Origin of the sequence: Klebsiella sp. RHBSTW-00215, assembly GCF_014103785.1 — a bacterium.
In the GTDB taxonomy this organism is placed as follows: Bacteria; Pseudomonadota; Gammaproteobacteria; order Enterobacterales; family Enterobacteriaceae; genus Klebsiella.
The window spans coordinates 5815190-5835962 of sequence record NZ_JABXQS010000001.1 but is presented as its reverse complement, the minus strand read 5'-3'; the positions used below and the strand labels follow the sequence as shown (position 1 = coordinate 5835962).

Annotated in this window: 18 protein-coding genes; 15 read left to right on the top strand and 3 right to left on the bottom strand. The window is 54.0% G+C overall.

Translation table 11 applies throughout. From position 1 onward, the window contains the following. The first annotated feature begins 94 nt into the window (after positions 1 to 94). A complete protein-coding gene (fabB, locus tag HV127_RS27735; RefSeq protein ID WP_110272240.1) occupies positions 95 to 1312 on the top strand; it encodes a beta-ketoacyl-ACP synthase I in 1218 nt (405 codons plus the stop codon). 206 nt (positions 1313 to 1518) lie between these two features. Then, positions 1519 to 2694: an MFS transporter gene (locus tag HV127_RS27730; RefSeq protein WP_182240163.1), complete on the top strand. Its 1176-nt coding sequence runs from the start codon at positions 1519 to 1521 to the stop codon at positions 2692 to 2694. A gap of 46 nt (positions 2695 to 2740) precedes the next feature. On the opposite strand, the gene flk is transcribed toward HV127_RS27730, so the two are convergent. After that, positions 2741 to 3700 (bottom strand): flagella biosynthesis regulator Flk, encoded by a 960-nt coding sequence (gene flk / locus HV127_RS27725; protein ID WP_182240161.1) that lies wholly within the window; start codon positions 3698 to 3700, stop codon positions 2741 to 2743. A 99-nt stretch (positions 3701 to 3799) separates the two neighbouring features. Between flk and pdxB the strand changes: the two genes are divergently transcribed. The 9 genes from pdxB to purF all read left to right on the top strand — a co-directional run bounded on the left by pdxB (position 3800) and on the right by purF (position 12893). Continuing rightward, entirely contained in the window at positions 3800 to 4936 is a 1137-nt protein-coding gene (pdxB, locus tag HV127_RS27720; RefSeq protein WP_182240159.1) for a 4-phosphoerythronate dehydrogenase PdxB, read from the top strand. Between the two features lie 62 nt (positions 4937 to 4998). Continuing rightward, positions 4999 to 6012: an aspartate-semialdehyde dehydrogenase gene (locus HV127_RS27715; RefSeq protein WP_182240148.1), complete on the top strand. Its 1014-nt coding sequence runs from the start codon at positions 4999 to 5001 to the stop codon at positions 6010 to 6012. Continuing rightward, complete coding sequence (truA, locus tag HV127_RS27710; RefSeq protein ID WP_182240146.1) at positions 6012 to 6824, top strand: tRNA pseudouridine(38-40) synthase TruA; 813 nt, start codon at positions 6012 to 6014, stop codon at positions 6822 to 6824. Before HV127_RS27715 ends, truA begins: the two co-directional genes overlap by 1 nt. Positions 6825 to 6851: 27 nt before the next feature. Continuing rightward, positions 6852 to 7511, top strand: a complete 660-nt coding sequence (locus tag HV127_RS27705; RefSeq protein ID WP_182240143.1) for a DedA family protein — start codon at positions 6852 to 6854, stop codon at positions 7509 to 7511. Positions 7512 to 7705: 194 nt separating this feature from the next. Continuing rightward, on the top strand, positions 7706 to 8620 hold the full coding sequence (gene accD, locus HV127_RS27700) for an acetyl-CoA carboxylase, carboxyltransferase subunit beta (protein ID WP_110272247.1): 915 nt from the start codon (positions 7706 to 7708) through the stop codon (positions 8618 to 8620). Between the two features lie 72 nt (positions 8621 to 8692). Next, complete coding sequence (gene folC / locus HV127_RS27695) at positions 8693 to 9961, top strand: bifunctional tetrahydrofolate synthase/dihydrofolate synthase (RefSeq protein ID WP_182240141.1); 1269 nt, start codon at positions 8693 to 8695, stop codon at positions 9959 to 9961. Further along, positions 9951 to 10643: a cell division protein DedD gene (gene dedD, locus HV127_RS27690; RefSeq protein ID WP_110272249.1), complete on the top strand. Its 693-nt coding sequence runs from the start codon at positions 9951 to 9953 to the stop codon at positions 10641 to 10643. The genes folC and dedD overlap by 11 nt, the downstream gene beginning before the upstream one ends. A 210-nt stretch (positions 10644 to 10853) precedes the next feature. Then, positions 10854 to 11342 carry a colicin V production protein gene (gene cvpA / locus HV127_RS27685; protein ID WP_110272250.1) on the top strand — a complete coding sequence of 163 codons (489 nt, stop codon included), beginning with the start codon at positions 10854 to 10856 and terminating at the stop codon, positions 11340 to 11342. A gap of 33 nt (positions 11343 to 11375) precedes the next feature. After that, complete coding sequence (purF, locus tag HV127_RS27680; protein ID WP_182240139.1) at positions 11376 to 12893, top strand: amidophosphoribosyltransferase; 1518 nt, start codon at positions 11376 to 11378, stop codon at positions 12891 to 12893. A 50-nt stretch (positions 12894 to 12943) separates the two neighbouring features. Here purF and HV127_RS27675 read toward each other — a convergent pair whose 3' ends face one another. After that, positions 12944 to 14911 carry a beta-L-arabinofuranosidase domain-containing protein gene (locus HV127_RS27675; RefSeq protein ID WP_182240137.1) on the bottom strand — a complete coding sequence of 656 codons (1968 nt, stop codon included), beginning with the start codon at positions 14909 to 14911 and terminating at the stop codon, positions 12944 to 12946. Positions 14912 to 14918: 7 nt separating this feature from the next. Further along, on the bottom strand, positions 14919 to 16322 hold the full coding sequence (locus HV127_RS27670) for an MFS transporter (protein WP_142514642.1): 1404 nt from the start codon (positions 16320 to 16322) through the stop codon (positions 14919 to 14921). Between the two features lie 687 nt (positions 16323 to 17009). Between HV127_RS27670 and HV127_RS27665 the strand changes: the two genes are divergently transcribed. The 4 genes from HV127_RS27665 (at position 17010) to hisJ (ending at position 20744) form a co-directional block, all read left to right on the top strand. Next, a complete protein-coding gene (locus HV127_RS27665; RefSeq protein WP_112212963.1) occupies positions 17010 to 18005 on the top strand; it encodes a LacI family DNA-binding transcriptional regulator in 996 nt (331 codons plus the stop codon). A 41-nt stretch (positions 18006 to 18046) separates the two neighbouring features. Next, the gene (locus HV127_RS27660; RefSeq protein ID WP_182240135.1) at positions 18047 to 18616 is read left to right on the top strand and encodes a UbiX family flavin prenyltransferase; all 570 of its coding nucleotides are present in this window, start codon (positions 18047 to 18049) and stop codon (positions 18614 to 18616) included. Positions 18617 to 18920: 304 nt separating this feature from the next. Continuing rightward, entirely contained in the window at positions 18921 to 19703 is a 783-nt protein-coding gene (argT, locus tag HV127_RS27655) for a lysine/arginine/ornithine ABC transporter substrate-binding protein ArgT (protein ID WP_110272253.1), read from the top strand. A gap of 258 nt (positions 19704 to 19961) precedes the next feature. Continuing rightward, a complete protein-coding gene (gene hisJ / locus HV127_RS27650; RefSeq protein ID WP_110272254.1) occupies positions 19962 to 20744 on the top strand; it encodes a histidine ABC transporter substrate-binding protein HisJ in 783 nt (260 codons plus the stop codon). Positions 20745 to 20773: the final 29 nt, after the last annotated feature.

Genomic DNA, 20773 nt, shown 5'->3' with positions numbered 1-20773 from the left:
ATACACAATTTGGCTGATCGGACTTGTTCGGCGTACAAGTGTACGCTATTGTGCGACTCGAAACTTAAAATAGTGCGACTTACAGAGGTATTGAATGAAACGTGCAGTGATTACTGGCTTGGGCATCGTTTCCAGCATCGGTAACAACCAGCAGGAAGTCCTGGCATCTCTGCGTGAAGGACGCTCCGGGATCACTTTCTCTGAAGAGTTTAAAGATTCGGGAATGCGTAGCCACGTATGGGGTAATGTCAAACTGGACACAACCGGTTTGATTGACCGTAAAGTGGTTCGTTTCATGAACGATGCCTCTATCTATTCCTATCTCTCCATGCAGCAGGCGATTGAAGATGCTGGCCTGAAAGAAGAGGTTTATCAGAACAACCCACGCGTGGGCCTGATTGCCGGTTCTGGCGGTTCTTCTCGTTCTCAGGTTTTTGGCGCTGATGCAATGCGTAGCCCGCGTGGTCTGAAAGCCGTAGGGCCTTATGTGGTAACCAAAGCGATGGCATCTGCGGTGTCCGCTTGCCTCGCCACGCCGTTCAAAATTCACGGTGTAAACTACTCCATCAGCTCCGCATGTGCGACTTCTTCGCACTGCATCGGTAACGCTGTTGAACAAATTCAGTTGGGTAAACAAGACATTGTGTTTGCTGGCGGCGGCGAAGAGCTGTGCTGGGAAATGTCCTGTGAGTTCGACGCGATGGGCGCACTGTCCACCAAATACAACGAAACGCCAGAAAAAGCATCCCGTACCTATGATGCCCATCGTGACGGTTTTGTTATTGCTGGCGGCGGCGGCATGGTTGTGGTTGAGGAGCTGGAACACGCTCTGGCACGCGGTGCACACATCTATGCAGAAATCGTCGGTTACGGCGCAACGTCCGACGGCGCAGACATGGTTGCTCCATCTGGTGAAGGCGCAGTGCGCTGCATGAAGATGGCGATGCACGGCGTTGATACCCCGATTGACTACCTGAACTCCCATGGTACCTCGACGCCGGTTGGCGATGTGAAGGAACTGGGCGCGATCCGCGAAGTCTTCGGTGATAACAGCCCGGCTATTTCTGCCACTAAAGCGATGACCGGCCACTCCCTGGGCGCGGCTGGCGTGCAGGAAGCTATCTACTCTCTGCTGATGCTGGAGCATGGCTTTATTGCGCCGAGCATCAATATTGAAGAGATGGACGAGCAGGCTGCGGGTCTGAACATCGTGACCGAGACGACAGAACGTGAGCTGACGACGGTTATGTCCAACAGCTTCGGCTTTGGCGGGACTAACGCCACGCTGGTGATGCGCAAATACAGCGCATAACGTGCGAGCTTTTAAAAGGGGAGCCTGACGGCTCCCTTTTTGTATTCTTGACAGGGCCCGGCGTGAGCAGGCACACTGCGGGCGAAAACATTATTCTCCCCAATAATGCGTAAGCGTTTAACGTCATCCAACGCGCCTTAACCCTGATAATCAGGTGGAGAGGGCGTGGTTATCACCTCGCCTTACTCTGCGAACTGGAGTAAAGCATGTCCGCAGTGACTGAAACAAAAAACACCTCTTCAGCGAATGGATCGCTGTTTCGGATTACTTTCGCCGTTTTTCTTACCTACATGACAGTTGGTCTGCCGCTGCCGGTGATCCCGCTGTTCGTTCATCAGGAACTGGGTTTTGGTAACACCATGGTTGGTGTCGCCGTCGGTATCCAGTTCCTTGCTACCGTGTTAACACGCGGCTATGCCGGTCGCCTGGCGGATCAGTATGGTGCAAAGCGCTCTGTACTTCAGGGCATGCTGGCCTGCGCGCTGGCAGGCGGTGCCTGGCTATGCGCTGCGCTGCTGCCGGTATCCGTTCTGACGAAGTTTGGCCTGCTGGTACTTGGGCGTTTGATCCTCGGCTTTGGTGAAAGCCAACTGCTTACCGGTAATCTGAGCTGGGGGATGGGGCTTGTTGGCCCTGCGCGTTCAGGAAAAGTGATGTCATGGAACGGTATGGCGATATACGGCTCGCTGGCGGCCGGGGCTCCGCTGGGGCTGCTGATCTACAGTCATTATGGCGTAGCGGTGCTGGCCTGCGTCACCATGGCGCTGCCGTTAGTCGCCTGGGCGATTAATGGCACGGTACGTAAAATACCTGCTCACGGCGGTGAGCGCCCGTCGCTATGGAGCGTTGTAGGGATGATCTGGCGCCCCGGTATCGGCCTTGGATTACAGGGCGTCGGCTTCGCGGTGATTGGCACGTTCGTCTCCTTGTATTTCGCCAGCCACGGCTGGGCAATGGCTGGTTTTACGCTGACCGCATTCGGCGGCGCTTTCGTATTGATGCGTATTTTGTTCGGCTGGATGCCGGATCGTTTTGGCGGCTTGAAGGTCGCTATTGTCTCGCTATTGATTGAGGCAATAGGCCTGGCTCTGCTTTGGCAGGCGCCAAATGCCTGGGTAGCCCTGGCGGGAGCGGCGCTGACCGGCTGCGGCTGTTCGCTTATCTTCCCGGCCTTGGGTGTGGAGGTGGTGAAACGCGTACCGCCGCAGGTGAGAGGAACGGCGCTTGGCGGCTATGCCGCATTTCAGGATATCTCTTACGGCGTCACTGGCCCGCTTACTGGACTATTGGCAACGTCTCTGGGCTACTCTTCTGTTTTCCTCGCCGCAGCGATATGCGCAGTGCTGGGGATCGTGGTCACTCTGATTTCATTGCGTAAATAGATTCACGCTTCGGCCCTCGGTGTGCGAGGGTCGATTCTGTTCTTTCCTAAATCATCAACCACAGCAAGCCAAACACCACAATTAACGTCAGCGTGATGACCCACGGTTTTTTGCACGCCAGCCTGAGCGAAGAGGGGGTCGCCTGAACCGGCGGGATGACAAGCGTCTCCTGGGCTCTGGCGACCCGCAGTACAAAAATTTTATTGAGCAGCGTTAGCAACTGCGCAGCGCTCAGAGGCGTTTGCGCATTCGCGTGCCAGTTGGTTTGCGCAAAATTGATCACTCTCTGCCACTCCTGAGCCTCAAGCGGTTGTTTCAACGCAGCTTTTAGCGATGTGAGCGTCGGTGCTGCCTGCGAGCTAAGCGTTTGCCGCGCATGGAGCCAATATGAGAGCGGGGTAAAGTGGGTGGCCGGGATCAGTTCACCGGTTTTCACGCCGCTAAGTTCCAGCATGGATTGCCAGATAAGCTTGCTGGATTCGCCGGTGGCAGCGGCAAGTTTTGTCACCTGTTGATTCAGCGTATTGTGCTCTGCTGGCAGCAGTGGACGCCGCGTTGGCGGACGCTGCTGTGGCTGAGGGATCGACAACTGACCGCTTTGCAGTAATTGCAGGACATTTTCCAGCTGCGGGAGGGTCAATGCCTGCAGTGCCGTCTGTCCATCATGCTGGCGGATGTAATCGCTGACCGCCTGGCGATTATTTCCCTGATTCAAAAGCTCGGTTAACTGCGCCAGAATTTGCCGACGGTGATGATTTTGTTGTGCGAGGATTAAGCGCTCGCTCAGGCTGTGCTCGGCGGCCTCAAAATGGCTCGCCAGCAGCGGCGTGTCGTTTTTCAGGCTCAGATCGTGTTTGACGCAGGCCCACACCTCGGCATTCTGCTGCGATGTTAACGCCACCAGACGCGTAATCAGCCGCTCAAGTACGGTACGCTGCTGCGTGGTGAGCGGAGGTTCGCCTGTCCCCGGGGGGCGATCGGACATACCTGAAACGGGTTGTGTCATGACTAATCCTTCTACATAAGGCCGGGGGATGATGTTCCTGGCGGCGAGATTATGGCACACTTCCCCGGTTTACTCTCGCTCTCAGACAGGTACTGAATCGTGAAAATCCTCGTTGATGAAAATATGCCCTATGCGCGTGAGCTTTTTAGTCGCCTGGGGGAAGTGAAGGCCGTTGCTGGTCGTCCTGTTCCGACTGAAGCGCTGAATGACGCCGATGCGCTGATGGTTCGCTCGGTCACCAAAGTTAACGAAACGCTGCTCTCTGGCAAGGCTATCAAATTTGTCGGCACCGCGACTGCGGGTACCGATCATGTCGATCAGGCGTGGCTCCAGCAGGCGGGGATTGGTTTTTCCGCAGCACCAGGCTGCAATGCCATCGCTGTAGTCGAATATGTGTTTTCGGCGCTGTTAATGCTGGCTGAACGTGATGGTTTTGCGCTGACCGATCGCACGGTTGGGATCGTGGGGGTAGGCAACGTCGGCGGGCGTCTGCAAAAACGCCTTGAGGCGCTGGGGATCAAAACCCTGCTCTGCGATCCGCCGCGCGCCGATCGCGGTGATGAAGGCGATTTCCGCACTCTTGATGAACTGGTGCAGGAAGCTGATGTTCTGACTTTCCATACGCCGCTCTATAAAGAAGGGCCGTATAAAACGCTGCACCTGGCGGATGAGACGCTGATTAGCCGCCTTAAGCCGGGGGCGATTTTAATTAACGCCTGCCGTGGGCCGGTGGTTGATAACGCCGCGCTGCTCGGGCGTTTGCAGGACAATCAGGCGCTAAGCGTGGTGCTTGATGTCTGGGAGCCTGAGCCCGATCTCAATACCGAATTGCTTAAGCGGGTTGATATTGGCACCGCGCATATTGCGGGCTATACCCTTGAAGGCAAAGCGCGCGGTACGACGCAGGTTTTTGAGGCTTACAGCGCGTTTATCGGTCATCCGCAGCAGGTGGCTCTCGACACTTTGTTGCCCGCGCCTGAGTTTGGTCGCATCACTTTACATGGGCCGCTCGATCAGGCAACGCTAAAACGACTGGCGCATTTGGTGTATGATGTGCGCCGCGATGATGCGCCGCTGCGAAAAGTCGCAGGGGTTGCTGGTGAGTTCGACAAGCTGCGCAAAAATTATCAGGAACGCCGTGAATGGTCTTCGTTGTATGTTCAGTGCAGCGACGAACCGGCGGCGACGCTGTTGCGTCAGTTAGGCTTTAATGCCATGCATCATCCCATCCGTTAATATCTTCTTAATGCTCCTGCTGGATAATCCGGCAGGGCCGCTTTTTTCTGGAGTACACCACCATGTCTGAAGGCTGGAATATTGCCGTACTGGGCGCAACGGGCGCCGTAGGCGAAGCCCTGTTCGAAACCCTTGCCGATCGTCAGTTCCCGGTGGGGGATATTTATGCGCTGGCGCGTAATGAAAGCGCCGGTGAGCATCTGCGTTTTTCGGGTAAGTCGGTTATCGTTCAGGATGCTGCTGAATTCGACTGGACTCAGGCTCAGCTGGCCTTTTTTGCCGCCGGTGTAGAAGCGAGCGCCGCGTATATCGAAGACGCCACTAACGCAGGTTGTCTGGTGATTGATTTAAGCGGTCTGTTTGCGCTTGAACCGGACGTGCCGCTGGTGGTGCCGGATGTGAACCCGTTCGTACTGGCGGATTACCGTAATCGCAACGTTATTGCGGTACCGAATAGCCTGACCAGCCAGCTGCTTGCGGCGTTAAAACCGCTGATCGATCAGGGTGGCCTGTCGCGTATTAGCGTGACCAACCTGCTGTCTGCTTCCGCTCACGGTAAAAAAGCCGTCGATGCGCTGGCGGGGCAGAGCGCCAAACTGCTTAACGGCATTCCGGTTGATGAGGACGATTTCTTTGGCCGCCAGCTGGCGTTCAACATGCTGCCGCTGCTGCCCGATCGTGAAGGTAGCGTGCGCGAAGAGCGTCGTATCGTCGATGAAGTCCGCAAGATTTTGCAAGATGACGGCCTGATGATCTCCGCAAGCGTGGTGCAGTCCCCGGTATTCTACGGTCATGCACAAATGGTCGGCTTTGAAGCGCAGCGCCCGCTGTCGGCGGAAGAAGCGCGTGATGCCTTTGTCCGTGGTGAAGATATCGAGCTGTCCGAAGAGGGTGAGTTCCCAACTCAGGTCGGCGACGCTTCCGGCACCGCGCGCCTTTCCATCGGCTGCGTGCATAATGATTATGGTATGCCGGAGCAGGTGCAGTTCTGGTCAGTGGCCGATAACGTCCGTTTTGGCGGCGCGCTGATGGCGGTGAAAATCGCTGAGAAACTGGTCCAGGAGTATTTGTACTAATGTCTGAGATGGAGCAGCCGCCGGTCTATAGAATTGCGCTGGGCATTGAGTATGACGGTAGCAAATACTACGGTTGGCAGCGGCAGAATGAAGTTCGCAGCGTGCAGGAAAAACTGGAAAAGGCGCTTTCGCAGGTTGCTAATGAACCGGTGAGCGTTTTATGCGCCGGTCGTACCGATGCCGGAGTTCATGGTACCGGTCAGGTGGTGCATTTTGAAACCCGTGCGTTGCGTAAAGACGTGGCGTGGACGCTGGGCGTTAATGCGAATTTACCTGGCGATATCGCAGTACGCTGGGTGAAGCAAGTTCCACCGGACTTTCATGCCCGGTTCAGCGCCACGGCGCGCCGCTATCGCTACGTCATCTATAATCATCGCCTGCGACCGGCGGTATTAGGTCGCGGCGTGACTCACTATTACCATCCCCTGGATGCTGAGCGGATGCAGCGCGCGGCTCAGTGTCTGCTGGGGGAAAATGATTTCACCTCGTTTCGTGCGGTACAGTGCCAGTCGCGCACCCCGTGGCGTAACGTGATGCATATTAACGTCACCCGTTATGGTGCATATGTGGTGGTGGATATCAAAGCGAATGCCTTTGTACATCATATGGTAAGGAATATTGTAGGCAGTCTGATGGAAGTAGGTGCCGGTAACCAGCCAGAGAGCTGGATTGCAGAACTTCTGGCGGCAAAAGACAGGACTCTGGCCGCCGCAACGGCAAAAGCGGAAGGATTGTATCTGGTGTCGGTGGATTATCCGGCCCATTACGACCTGCCGGTAATGCCGATGGGCCCGCTGTTTCTGGCGGACTAACCTGGTTATTAAGGGCTAACGCAAATTATGGATCTGATTCGTTTTTTAATTGATTTTATTTTACACATTGATGTGCACCTGGCTGAGCTGGTCGCGCAATACGGCATCTGGGTATACGCGATTCTGTTTTTGATTCTGTTCTGTGAAACCGGCCTGGTGGTCACGCCGTTCCTGCCTGGTGACTCTCTGTTGTTTGTTGCGGGTGCATTGTCGGCGCTGCCGACCAACGATCTCAATGTGCACTTGATGGTGGCGCTGATGGTGGTTGCCGCGATTATCGGCGATGCGCTGAACTACACCATCGGGCGGCTGTTTGGTGAAAAGTTATTCAGTAATCCCAATTCAAAAATTTTCCGCCGCAGCTACCTGGATAAAACCCATAGTTTCTACGCTCGCCACGGCGGCAAGACCATAATTCTTGCGCGTTTTGTCCCGATCGTCAGAACCTTTGCGCCGTTTGTGGCGGGAATGGGACATATGTCCTATCGTCATTTTGCGATGTATAACGTGGTTGGCGCGCTGCTGTGGGTACTGCTGTTCACCTACGCGGGTTATCTGTTTGGCGATTTGCCGATCGTGCAGGAAAATCTTAAGCTGCTGATCGTGGCGATTATCGTGCTTTCCGTGCTGCCTGGGGTGATTGAAATCATTCGCCACAAGCGTGCTGCGGCGAAACAGGCGAAATAACGTTGCGGTTATCTTCGGGCGGTATGCCGCCGTCCGAAGAGTGAAGTGTGAGCGGTTCGACCACTTTTTTATCCCATGTTACGGGATGTTATGATTTAATGTGCAACATTCATGGTCTGTAAGGGGCAAAAATGGCATTATGCGCCCCTTGCGACAAAACTGGCATCGACCAGGTTCAGGTAGAAAGGTTATCAATGAGCTGGATTGAACGAATTAAAAGCAATATAACCCCCACCCGTAAGGCGAGTATTCCTGAAGGTGTATGGACCAAGTGCGACAGCTGCGGGCAGGTACTGTACCGCGCAGAGCTGGAGCGCAACCTGGAGGTTTGCCCTAAGTGCGATCACCACATGCGTATGTCGGCGCGTAACCGCCTGCATAGCCTGCTGGACGAAGGTTCCCTCGTGGAGCTGGGAAGCGAGCTCGAGCCAAAAGATGTGCTGAAGTTCCGCGATTCGAAAAAGTATAAAGACCGTCTGGCATCAGCCCAGAAAGAAACTGGCGAAAAAGACGCGCTGGTGGTCATGAAAGGCACCCTGCATGAAATGCCGGTTGTTGCCGCCGCTTTCGAATTCTCCTTTATGGGCGGTTCAATGGGCTCCGTCGTCGGCGCGCGCTTTGTCCGTGCGGTTGAACAGGCACTGGAAGATAACTGTCCGCTGATTTGTTTCTCCGCATCCGGCGGCGCGCGTATGCAAGAAGCGCTGATGTCGCTGATGCAGATGGCGAAAACCTCCGCTGCGCTGGCGAAAATGCAGGAGCGTGGCTTGCCGTATATCTCCGTGCTGACCGACCCAACCATGGGCGGCGTCTCGGCGAGCTTTGCTATGTTGGGCGATTTAAACATCGCTGAGCCAAAAGCGTTGATCGGTTTTGCCGGTCCCCGCGTTATTGAACAGACTGTTCGTGAGAAGCTGCCGCCGGGATTCCAGCGCAGTGAGTTCCTGATTGAAAAAGGGGCGATCGATATGATCGTACGTCGCCCGGAAATGCGTCTGAAGCTGGCCAGTATTCTGGCGAAGCTGATGAATCTTCCGGCGCCAAATCCGGAACCCGTTCACGAAGGCGAGGTGGTGCCACCGGAGCCGGATCAGGAACCAGAGGCCTGATAATACAGAGGGCAGGCCTGACGGTGCTGCCCTTTTTTATACGCGTAGTTATCTTAACTCTTGCCGGACATCATGGAAAAACAACCAATTCCTCAGGCCGCGTCGCCCCTGGCTACGTGGCTTTCTTATCTGGAACATCTGCACAGCAAAACAATCGACCTGGGGCTGGCGCGCGTCAGCGAGGTGGCTGCGCGAATGGCGGTATTAAAACCTGCGCCGTTTGTGTTCACGGTGGCGGGAACCAACGGCAAAGGAACGACCTGCCGTACCCTGGAATCGGTACTGATGGCGGCGGGCTTCAAAGTGGGTGTTTATAGTTCGCCGCATCTGGTGCGCTATACCGAGCGGGTGCGCGTGCAGGGCGAAGAGCTGTCGGAACTTGCGCATACCACTTCCTTTGCTGAAATCGAAGCGGCGCGCGGCGAGATTTCTCTGAGCTATTTTGAGTTCGGTACGCTGTCCGCGCTGTGGCTATTTCAGCAGGCGCAACTGGATGTCGTTATCCTTGAAGTGGGTCTCGGCGGTCGCCTGGATGCGACTAATATTGTTGATGCCGACGTGGCGGTAGTCACCAGTATTGCGCTTGACCATACGGACTGGCTGGGACCGGATCGCGAAAGCATTGGCCGCGAGAAGGCCGGTATTTTTCGCGGTGGTAAACCGGCTATCGTCGGTGAACCCGATATGCCACAGACTATCGCCGAGGTTGCGAGCGAAAAGGGCGCGCAACTCCTGCGCCGCGACGTTGACTGGCGGTATGAGGCCGGTGAGCAGTGCTGGTCTTTCAGTGATGAAAACGGCGCACTCACCGACCTGTCGCTGCCACAGGTACCCATGCCGAATGCCGCAACTGCGCTCGCTGCCCTGCGTGCCAGCAAGCTCAAGGTTGACGAGCAGGCGATTCGCGACGGTATTCAAAAGGCGATGCTGCCGGGGCGTTTTCAGATAATTAGCGACACCCCGCGAGTCATCCTTGATGTTGCTCATAATCCGCATGCGGCGGCGTATCTCGCCGGGCGTCTCAAAACCTTACCGAAAACGGGGCGCGTGCTGGCGGTTATTGGTATGCTGCATGATAAGGACATCGCCGGTACGCTTGAAAACCTGAAGGCGGAAGTTGACGATTGGTACTGCGCGCCGTTGGAAGGGCCGCGCGGCGCGACGGCAGAGCAACTGCTGGAACATTTACGCGCAGGCAAAGTCTATATCAGCGTTGCGCAGGCCTGGTACGCTGCGATGGCAGATGCCAGACCACAGGATACGGTGCTGGTGTGTGGTTCATTCCACACGGTGGCGCATGTAATGGAAGAGATAGAGGCGGGGAGAATCGGTGGCGAGTAAGTTTCAGAACCGTTTAGTCGGGACGATCGTACTGGTGGCACTGGGGGTTATTATCCTGCCAGGGCTGCTTGATGGTCAGAAAAAACATTATCAGGATGAGTTTGCCGCAATCCCACTGGTACCAAAACCAGGCGATCGCGATGAGCCAGATATGCTGCCAGCAGCGACTCAGACGCTGCCTTCTCAGCCTCCGGAAGGGGCCGCCGAAGAGGTGAGAGCTGGGGATGCCGCGGCACCGTCGCTCGATCCTTCGCGGATCCCGGTGAACAATAACAGTTTTGATGTGGTGCAGGAGCCGGTTGTCGCGCCAAAACCACAGCCGCAGCCTAAACCTCAACCGAAGCCGGTAGAGAAGCCGCAACCTCAGCCACCACAGCAGGTCGCGGTGCAGACACCTGCGCCTAAACCGCAACAGCAGGCTGAAATTCCGGCCCCGACCGGGAAAGCCTATGTTGTGCAGTTAGGCGCGCTGAAGAACGCCGATAAGGTCAACGAGATCGTCGGTAAGCTGCGCGCCGCTGGCTTCAAAGTTTATACGTCGCCTTCGACGCCGGTGCAGGGTAAAATCACCCGTATTCTGGTCGGTCCGGATGCTTCGAAAGATAAGCTGAAGGGGCAACTTGGCGAGCTGAACAAGCTGTCCGGACTTAGCGGTGTAGTCATGGGCTTTAGCCCGAACTAACCTTCTCTTTTTTAATAAAGAAAGCCAGGGCCAGAGCACGGAAACCCCTGTCGGACGCGCCCTGAAGAGGCGAAAGGCAGTATGGCGTTGAATGTTTTTTCAGCGCCATTTTTATTTCTGTAGGGCATGGAAATCCCTACGCAAACGTTTTCTTTTTCTGTTAGAATGCGCCCCGAACCGGACGACAGGGCGTAAAATCGTGGGACGTATATGGTCTGGATTGATTACGCCATAATTGCGGTGATTGGTTTTTCCTCTTTGGTCAGCCTGATCCGCGGCTTTGTTCGTGAAGCTTTATCGCTGGTAACCTGGGGATGCGCTTTCTTTGTTGCCAGTCATTACTACACTTACCTGGCTGTCTGGTTCACGGGCTTTGAAGACGAACTGGTCCGAAATGGGATTGCTATCGCGATACTGTTTATCGCGACGCTTATCGTCGGCGCTATCGTTAACTTTGTGATAGGTCAGCTGGTGGAGAAAACCGGCCTGTCGGGTACCGACAGGGTGTTGGGGATCTGTTTTGGCGCCCTGCGCGGTGTGCTAATCGTCTCTGCGATTCTGTTTTTTCTCGATAGTTTTACCAGTATGGCGAAAAGCGATGACTGGCAAAAGTCTGAGCTTATCCCACAGTTCAGTTTCGTTATCAGATGGTTCTTTGACTATCTGCAGAGCTCGTCAAGTTTCTTGCCCAAAGCATAAGCGTTGGGATGTAGCTTAACGAGGAAAAGACGTATGTGCGGTATTGTCGGTATCGCCGGTGTTATGCCGGTAAACCAGTCGATTTATGACGCGTTAACGGTGCTTCAGCATCGTGGCCAGGATGCCGCAGGCATCATCACCATCGATGCGAACAACTGTTTCCGTTTGCGTAAAGCGAACGGACTGGTGAGCGATGTGTTTGAAGCTCGCCATATGCAGCGTATGCAAGGCAATATGGGGATCGGTCACGTTCGTTACCCGACGGCTGGCAGCTCCAGCGCCTCCGAGGCTCAGCCTTTCTACGTCAACTCTCCATATGGCATTACGTTGGCGCACAACGGCAATCTGACGAATGCTCACGAGCTGCGTCAAAAGCTGTTTGAAGAAAAACGCCGCCACATCAACACCACCTCCGACTCCGAAATCCTGCTCAACATTTTTGCCAGCGAGCTGGATAATTTCCGCCATTATCCGCTGGAAGCAGACAACGTTTTTGCGGCGATTGCCGCCACTAACCGCCAGATTCGCGGGGCTTATGCCTGCGTGGCGATGATTATCGGCCACGGTATGGTCGCCTTCCGCGACCCGAACGGCATCCGTCCGCTGGTGCTGGGCAAGCGTGATATTGGCGATGGCCGCACTGAGTATATGGTGGCCTCGGAAAGCGTTGCTCTGGATACTCTGGGCTTTGAGTTCTTACGTGACGTTGCACCTGGCGAAGCGGTGTATATCACCGAAAAAGGCCAGTTGTTCACTCGCCAGTGCGCTGAGAACCCGGTCAGCAATCCGTGCCTGTTCGAATACGTTTACTTCGCGCGTCCGGATTCATTCATCGACAAAATTTCCGTCTACAGCGCCCGTGTGAATATGGGGACTAAGCTGGGGGAGAAAATTGCTCGCGAGTGGGAAGATCTTGATATTGATGTAGTGATTCCGATTCCGGAAACCTCCTGCGATATCGCGCTGGAAATTGCCCGTATCCTCGACAAGCCGTATCGCCAGGGCTTCGTGAAAAACCGCTACGTTGGTCGCACCTTTATCATGCCGGGCCAGCAGCTGCGTCGTAAGTCCGTGCGTCGTAAACTCAACGCCAACCGCGCTGAGTTCCGCGATAAGAACGTGCTGCTGGTCGACGACTCCATCGTTCGTGGCACTACTTCGGAACAGATTATCGAGATGGCGCGCGAAGCTGGGGCGAAGAAAGTGTATCTGGCGTCAGCGGCGCCGGAAATTCGCTTCCCGAACGTGTATGGCATTGATATGCCAACCGCGACTGAGCTGATTGCTCACGGGCGTGAAGTTGACGAGATTCGTCAGATCATCGGTGCAGATGGTTTGATTTTCCAGGATCTGGACGATCTGATTGACGCCGTCCGTGCGGAGAACCCGGATATTCAGCAGTTCGAATGCTCGGTTTTCAACGGTATCTACGTTACCAAAGACGTCGATCAGCAGTATCTGGATTATCTCGATTCCCTGCGTAACGACGATGCGAAAGCGGTTCAGCTGCAAAACGAAGTGGAAAATTTAGAGATGCATAACGAAGGGTAATCTCTTCGCCTGGAAAAGCCCGCGATCGTGAGATCGCGGGCTTTTTGCTTTTAAGCCTCGTCGACCCAAATCCGCATTTCGCCTTCGCCGCGGTTGGCCCAGCTAAACCACGGAATAAACGTCAAAGTTTGCTTTTTAACGTTTGTCTGTGGGCTGTCGAAGCTGTACAGCGGCGTGTCCTCTGGCGCGGTCTGCATGCGCAACCCCTCCGCCGTAATCAAGACTTTTCCTTTCAAAACGCCAGTTCCTGCCATCTCATGAAACTGACTATCGCGCGGGAGCGAGAGATTATGCAGCTCTGTGCCGTTATCCGCCTCTTCCAGACAATACACGAGCGGCCCGCGCTGAATCGCCACTTTGCCCGCATTATGGCGCACCAGCGGATTTGCATAGACGCGACGGATAGTCATCGGCAGATGCAGGGTAATGACGTCGCCCTGTTGCCACTGGCGAGTGATATGCAGATAGCCTTTGAGTCGTTCCCCTTGCGCGGTTTCGCCATTGACCAGTACCTGCGGAGCTTCGCACCATTCCGGCAGACGCAGCGCCAGAGTGTGGGCGACGGGCTGTGAATGGGTGAAGATGATGTTGACCTCTTCATCCCACGGATAGTTACCGCTGATTTTTAGCGCCAGTGGCCGACCGTTAATGGTGAACTGTGCTTCGTTTCCGGCATAGAAATTGATAAACAGCGCATCCTGGCGCGGCGTGAAAAGGTAGTGACCAATAGCCACCAGCGTGCGCGCGATGTTCGGCGGGCAGCAGGCGCAACCGAACCAGCGCTGACGAACTGGCTTAATATGGTCGTAAATATGGTTATGCGGGATGCTCTTCGGATGCGTTTCCAGCGGGTTAACGTAAAAGAAGTGCTTACCGTCCAGCGCCATTCCGCCGAGCACCGTGTTGTAGAATGCGCGCTCCATGACATCGGCGTAATGCGCATCGCCTTCCATTTCCAGCATTCGACGGGCGAACATCATCAGGCCGATAGAGGCGCAGCTTTCGCCGTAAGCGGTATCGTTCGGCAGATCGTAGTCGCTGGTAAAGGCTTCGCCGATCCCCTGCGAGCCAATGCCGCCGGTAATATACATCCGTCGCTGGACCATATTGTTCCAGATTCGCAGGCAGGTCTGGCGTTTCTCTTCGTCATGAGTCATGCGGGCGATATGCGCCAGGCCGGTCATCAGGTAGACGGAACGAACGGCGTGGCCGACCGCTTCGCTCTGTTCGGAGAGTGGTTTGTGCGCATGAGTGTAAGTTTTGTCTTTTATCATTCCTGGCCAGGCGTCGCCCCAGCCGATCCAGTGTCGGGTGCCGCCGCGTTTTTCGAACTCAATGTCGTAATAGTAAGGCTGCTTACCGCGTTCTTCGACGAAGAAGCAGGCCAGCGTCTGATAGCGGGGCTCTTGGGTGACTTCATACAGACGCATCAGCGCCAGCTCAATTTCCGGATGCCCCGGATAGCCGCGAAGCTGGCCGGGTTTTGGGCCGAAAACGGTATCAATGTAATCGGCAAATCTGCAGGAGATTTCCAACAGGCGGCGCTTCCCCGTAGCATTGTAAAAAGCGACAGCCGCTTCAAACAGGTGCCCCGCACAGTAAAGTTCGTGGCATTCCGCGAGGTTCGTCCAGCGCTGTCCCGGTTCTTTAACGGTGTACCAGGTATTCAGATAGCCGTCTGCACACTGGGCTTTCGCCAGAAGCTCGATCACTTCATCAGCGGTTTGTTCGAGGGTTGCGTCAGGCTTCTGGCTCAATGACCAGGCGACAGCTTCCAGCCATTTGGTGACATCGCTATCCTGAAAAACCATACCGTAAAACTGACCATCCTCTAATCCTGCGGCGATGCGGTAGTTAGCCAACGCGTGGCTTGGTTCCGCATCGGGAATGTTGTCATTGAGCGCTTCCCACTGATAAGGAATGACGACATCGCGAATCAGACGCTGGTACTCCCCCAGGAAAGGGTCGGTAACGGTAATTCGGTTCAGGTCGGCTTCAATTACATCGGACTGCTTCATGTTTACCTCAGGATATTTGGGAATGTCTTTGGTGAAGATCGGTGGAAATGCGGTTCATCATTGGGCCGTTCAGACGACACTTAAGCAGGCATAAGGCCAGCACCAGATGGAAGATTGCCGGTACAACGCTTTGCAGCAGGGTGATGCCCTGAATAGAAGCGGCGGTCTGGTTTTCCAGTCCCGGCTGGTAGGCCACCATAATCAGCAGAATACTGATTATTCCGCCGGATGAGGCCCATGAGAGTTTGATAAAAAAGAGGTTGAAGGCGAAGTTCATCCCGGAAGAGCGCACGCCGTTTTTCCATTCGCCGTAATCATCGGCAAACGCCATGATCGAGAAGTGCAACGGTAGGGTGAAGCCGAGCACGATGTTGTTAATCAGGATACAGACCAGCCATAGCGTCTGGTGCTGCGGTCCGGTCGGCAGGAACCACATCGCCAGGCCGAAAACAACCAGCACCAGGTTGGTATAGAAGTACAGCTTGACCATATCGACACGGCGGGAAAGCGGATTGACGATCACTGCACCGATAATCGCGGCCAGAGTGACGATGGCAAAAAACAGCGACATAAAGCCAGTGCTGCCCTGTAGCGCATAGGAGATGAAGTACATGTAGCCGCCGCCGCGAATACACAGAATATTCACCAACAAGAAAGACATCACCAGCATCATGAGTAATTGGTCGTTCTTGCGCAGCCCTTGCAGATGCTGGCGCAAAGTGAATTTCCCGGCCAGCGATAGAGGAACTCGCTCTTTGACCCAGAAAAAGCACAGTAAAAACATGACTGCACCAATCCCACACAGCACGGTCACGCCATACTGGTAGCCTTTAGCCAGATTGCCCTGACCAAAGAATTCAACCATCCACGGTAGTCCGACAGAGACCAGGAAGCCGGCGATACCGCTTAAGACAAAGCGCCATGACTGGCAGGACATCACCTGATCGTGACGGTTGGTCATGGCGTTAATCAGCGCGCAGTAGGGGACGTTGTTGGCGGTATAGCCCACTGAGAGCAGGAAGTAGGTACCGAAGGCCCAGGCGACTTTCATGTTCGGGCTCATGTCCGGCACGGTGAATGTCAGGATCCCGATAACCGCAAGCGGAACGGCAGTCCATAGCTGCCACGGACGAAAACGACCCCAGCGGCTGCGGGTTCTGTCGGCGATAACGCCCATAACCGGGTCGGATACCGCATCGACAATTCTCAAGGTAAAAAACATCGCGCCGACGATGGCCGGGCTCAGGCCAAACACGTCGGTGTAGAAAAAAAGAAGGAAGCCGCTGATCAAATCCGAGATGCAGTGTCCACCGGCATCTCCCAGTCCATAGCCTATTTTTTCGCGGGTTGAGAGCGTTTCTCCCGCATCAACTATCTGCACATCGGTATCCAGATTATCGGCAGTAGCCATAACCAATCCTTATTTGCCTTAGCAATGGTGATGATTCAACAAGTCATTACGACGTATCTCTGGTTATTTTTAGTAAATTTAAAACGATGGAGAGCATAGAATTGATCATGGTTATGCGTACATTCCTGACGTTTCGTCCTGTGATTTTGATCTTTATTTTTACTAGAAATAAATTTTTAATGTAGATCTTTATCACGTTTTAAAGAGTGCAAAGTATGTGGTTTGTCTGTGAGACATCCTGAAAGGATGCCGCCCGGTAAGAAGAATCAACCTTATTTGTAGTACTGTGATACGCATAAGCAGGCAGAGCGATGTCAGCCTGATGACTTGTGCGATGGGATGACAAACCTGAATTTTAGTTTAGTAAAAAATAAAAATATTCAGGTTGTTAATACTCATCCGCGGCGTGATATCCTTAATGATTGCTTCATGCATTCGCCCGAGCAGATACAAGGGGCGTTGATGGAAATGGCAAAGTACGTACACGATGAGGCTGAGCTGGAGAGCAGGCGCTATACCCGTCATACTTCAAGTTGCATGTGCGTTGGCTTTCCTCGCTCACCCCAGTCACTTACTTCAGTAAGTTCCCGGGGATTCACTGCGTCGCCGCCTTCCTGCAACTCGAATTATTTAGGGTATAAAAGGACAATCAGCATAAATCCCGCATGACAGGTGAAAACGAACGGAATGGCAAAAAAAACCAGAATTAAAGATATTGCGACCGCCTGCGGTGTGTCTATTGCCGCGGTCTCCAGGGCGTTGAAAGGGCAGCCGGGGCTAAGTGAAGAGACACGCCAGCGGATTTTGTCGATAGCGGAAGCAGAAGGCTATGATTTTAGCCGCTTGCGCAGCGGGCGTATCAAGCGCCTGCTTTTTCTGCTGCACCGGGAACACAATATCGCCAGCGCGCTGCCGTTCTATTCGACCGTGATGCTCGGCGTCGCTGATGCTTGTCGAGAAAATGAAATTGCCATGAGCTTCCAGCCCATTGGCCCCGGAGACTCGGTAAGCGAGTTGATTAATCTGCACCAGCCTGATGCGCTGATTTGTGCGGGTTATCTGGAAGCTGAGGTGTTAGCTGAACTGCGTAAAACCGCGTTACCTGTTGCCCTTGTCGATCTGTGGGCGGCAGATTTTCCTTGTGTGAATCCGGATAACTATCATGGCGGTTTTGTCGCCACCCGCCACCTGCTTGAGCAGGGAAGAAAACGTATTGCTTTTCTTGGTCATTCGCAGCGCCATTACAGTATTCGCCAGCGTGTTGAAGGCTATCAACAAGCGCTGTTTGACGCCGGAATTTCGCTGCCTGCTGATTATAAGGTCGAGGTACCGCCAGTTAAGGAAATTGAGCAGGCGTTGGTGGAGGGGATGGAGAGCCTGCTGGCGTTGCCGCAGCCGCCGGATGCTATCTTTGCTTATAACGATATGGCGGCGCTGGTGGCCATGCGGGTCTGCGCGCGCAAAGGCATCAACGTACCGCAAGAGGTGGCGATTGTCGGTTTTGATGATATCGACGCCGCGGCCTGGGCATATCCGCCATTAACCACGGTAGCCATTGATAAGCGCGAGCTTGGCCGCGATGCGTTCCGTCTTTTGCTGAGCGATGAAGGTGAGAGAAACCTGTTGTTGCCGGTGCGGCTGGTGGTTCGCGAAAGTTCGTTGCGGTTGCGTCCGGAGCTATAATCCGGCAAAGTCTGCGCCATTGAGCGGAAGGGGCAAATATCGTGAAGCGACTGATTATTGGTATTTCTGGCGCCAGCGGCGCAATTTACGGCGTGCGGCTGCTCCAGATTTTACGTGATGTTCCTGATGTAGAAACGCACCTGATTTTGAGTCAGGCCGCGCGCCAGACGCTGGCGCTGGAGACGGACTTCTCTTTGCGCGAGGTGCAGGCGTTAGCTGACGTGGTTCACGATGCCCGTGATATCGCCGCCAGCATCTCTTCCGGCTCTTTTAAAACCGCCGGGATGGTGATTCTGCCGTGCTCAATGAAAACCCTTTCCGGCATTGTTCATAGCTATACCGATGGTCTGTTGACCAGAGCCGCGGACGTGGTGCTTAAAGAGCGGCGCCCGCTGGTGCTGTGCGTGCGGGAAACGCCATTCCATCTGGGCCATTTGCGTTTACTGGTTCAGGCGGCGGAAATGGGCGCGGTGATTATGCCGCCGGTGCCGGCGTTCTATCATCGTCCGCAAACCCTCGATGATGTGATTAACCAAACGGTCAATCGCGTTATTGATCAGTTCGATATTACCCTTCCTGAAGACCTCTTTACCCGCTGGCAGGGCGCATAGCTCGCACTAACATAGTGCGCTTTATTCACAATTGCGCTCCTGCAGTGCAATTTTGTCGCCTCGATCAAATCCTCAACATTTAATTTGTTTTTTTGCGCTCCGGCACTGCGGTTTATCCGTTATTGCTGGTATCTTCGCTTTTAAGACAAACATGCAACCTTTATTTAACAAATTTAACGCCATTTCCAGCACGCACTGAGAAAATGGCATAAAACGTGCACTATAAAACGTGCAAGAGCTGTTGGCAGTATTCATAACAAGACAACGCATCGCATAACAACATCACGACACTTAAGGGTAACCTATGAAGAAGACGGTCCTGGCTCTCTCTTTAATGATGGGAATTTGCAGCGCTTCCAGCGCATTCGCCGCGCTGCCGCAAAGTATTCGTATTGGCACCGATGCCACCTACGCGCCTTTCTCATCGAAGGATGCGAAAGGGGATTTCGTCGGCTTTGACATCGATTTGGGCAATGAGCTTTGTTCACGTATCAACGTGAAATGTACCTGGGTAGGCAGCGATTTCGACGCTCTGATCCCTTCGCTGAAGGCGAAGAAGATCGACGCCATTATCTCTTCTTTGTCGATTACCGAAAAACGTCAGCAGGAGATAGCCTTCTCTGACAAGCTCTACGCGGCGGATTCCCGTTTGATCGCCGCTAAGGGTTCACCGATTCAACCAACGCTGGAATCTCTCAAAGGCAAGCATGTCGGCGTATTACAGGGCTCCACTCAGGAAGGCTACGGTAATGAGCGCTGGCGCAGCCATGGCGTAGATGTTGTTGCTTATCAGAACCAGGATTTGATTTACTCCGACCTCGCTGCAGGCCGTCTGGACGCCGCATTACAGGATGAAGTGGCCGCCAGCGAAGGCTTCCTCAAACAACCTGCTGGTAAAGATTTTGCTTTTGCTGGCCCTTCCGTTAAAGACAAAAAATTCTTTGGTGATGGTACCGGTATCGGCCTGCGTAAGGACGATAGCGAGCTGAAAGCCGCGTTTGATAAAGCGCTGGCTGAAGTTCGTAAAGATGGTACCTACGATAAAATGGCGAAAAAATACTTCGACTTTAACGTATACGGCGACTAAGACCGCTGTTGGCCCGGGGCTCCGGGCCACGCACATCTATTGCTGCCCCTTATTGGTGCAATCATACTTTTGGTGGATCAATCTGGTGCAGTAAAGCGCCCGCATTGCGATAGAAAGTGCATAGTTAAGCGTTTCTGATGCGAAAAAATTTGCTTTCCGGCGCAGAATGTTTTGCCTTACCGGGGCGAATAATGGCACGATAACTGCCGTAAGTATTTCTAATAAACCCGTTAGAATGACAGTCTGTTGAGGATAGTTATGAAAAAACTGGCGTTGTCTCTTTCTTTAGCGCTGGCCCTTTCCAGCGTTTCCACGGTATTCGCAGCAATTCCGCAAAAAGTCCGTATCGGTACCGACCCTACTTATGCCCCGTTCGAATCGAAGAATGCACAGGGTGAATTGATTGGTTTTGACATCGATCTGGCAAAAGAGCTGTGTAAGCGTATCAATACGCAATGTACCTTCATTGAGAACCCGCTGGACGCGCTGATCCCATCTTTAAAAGCGAAGAAGATTGATGCCATTATGTCCTCGCTTTCGATCACCGAAAAACGTCAGCAGGAAATCGCTTTCACCGACAAACTCTATGCCGCCGATTCTCGCCTGGTGGTGAAAAAAGGCAGCGATGTTACGCCTGACCTCGCGAAGCTGAAAGGCAAACGCGTCGGTGTTCTGCAAGGAACTACGCAAGAAACCTACGGCAATGAACACTGGGCGCCGAAAGGAATTGAAATTGTCTCCTATCAGGGCCAGGACAATATCTATTCTGACCTGACTGCTGGACGTATTGATGCCGCGTTCCAGGATGAAGTTGCCGCCAGCGAAGGCTTCCTCAAACAGCCTATTGGCAAAGATTATCAGTTTGGCGGTCCGTCGATTAAAGACGAGAAGCTGTTTGGCGTCGGCACCGGCATGGGGCTGCGTAAAGATGATAACGAACTGCGTGAAGCGCTGAATAAAGCCTTTGCCGAGATGCGCAAAGACGGCACCTACGACAAGCTGGCGAAGAAATATTTTGATTTTAACGTGTACGGCGATTAACCATTTCGCGTACCCCATCGCGCGTAATT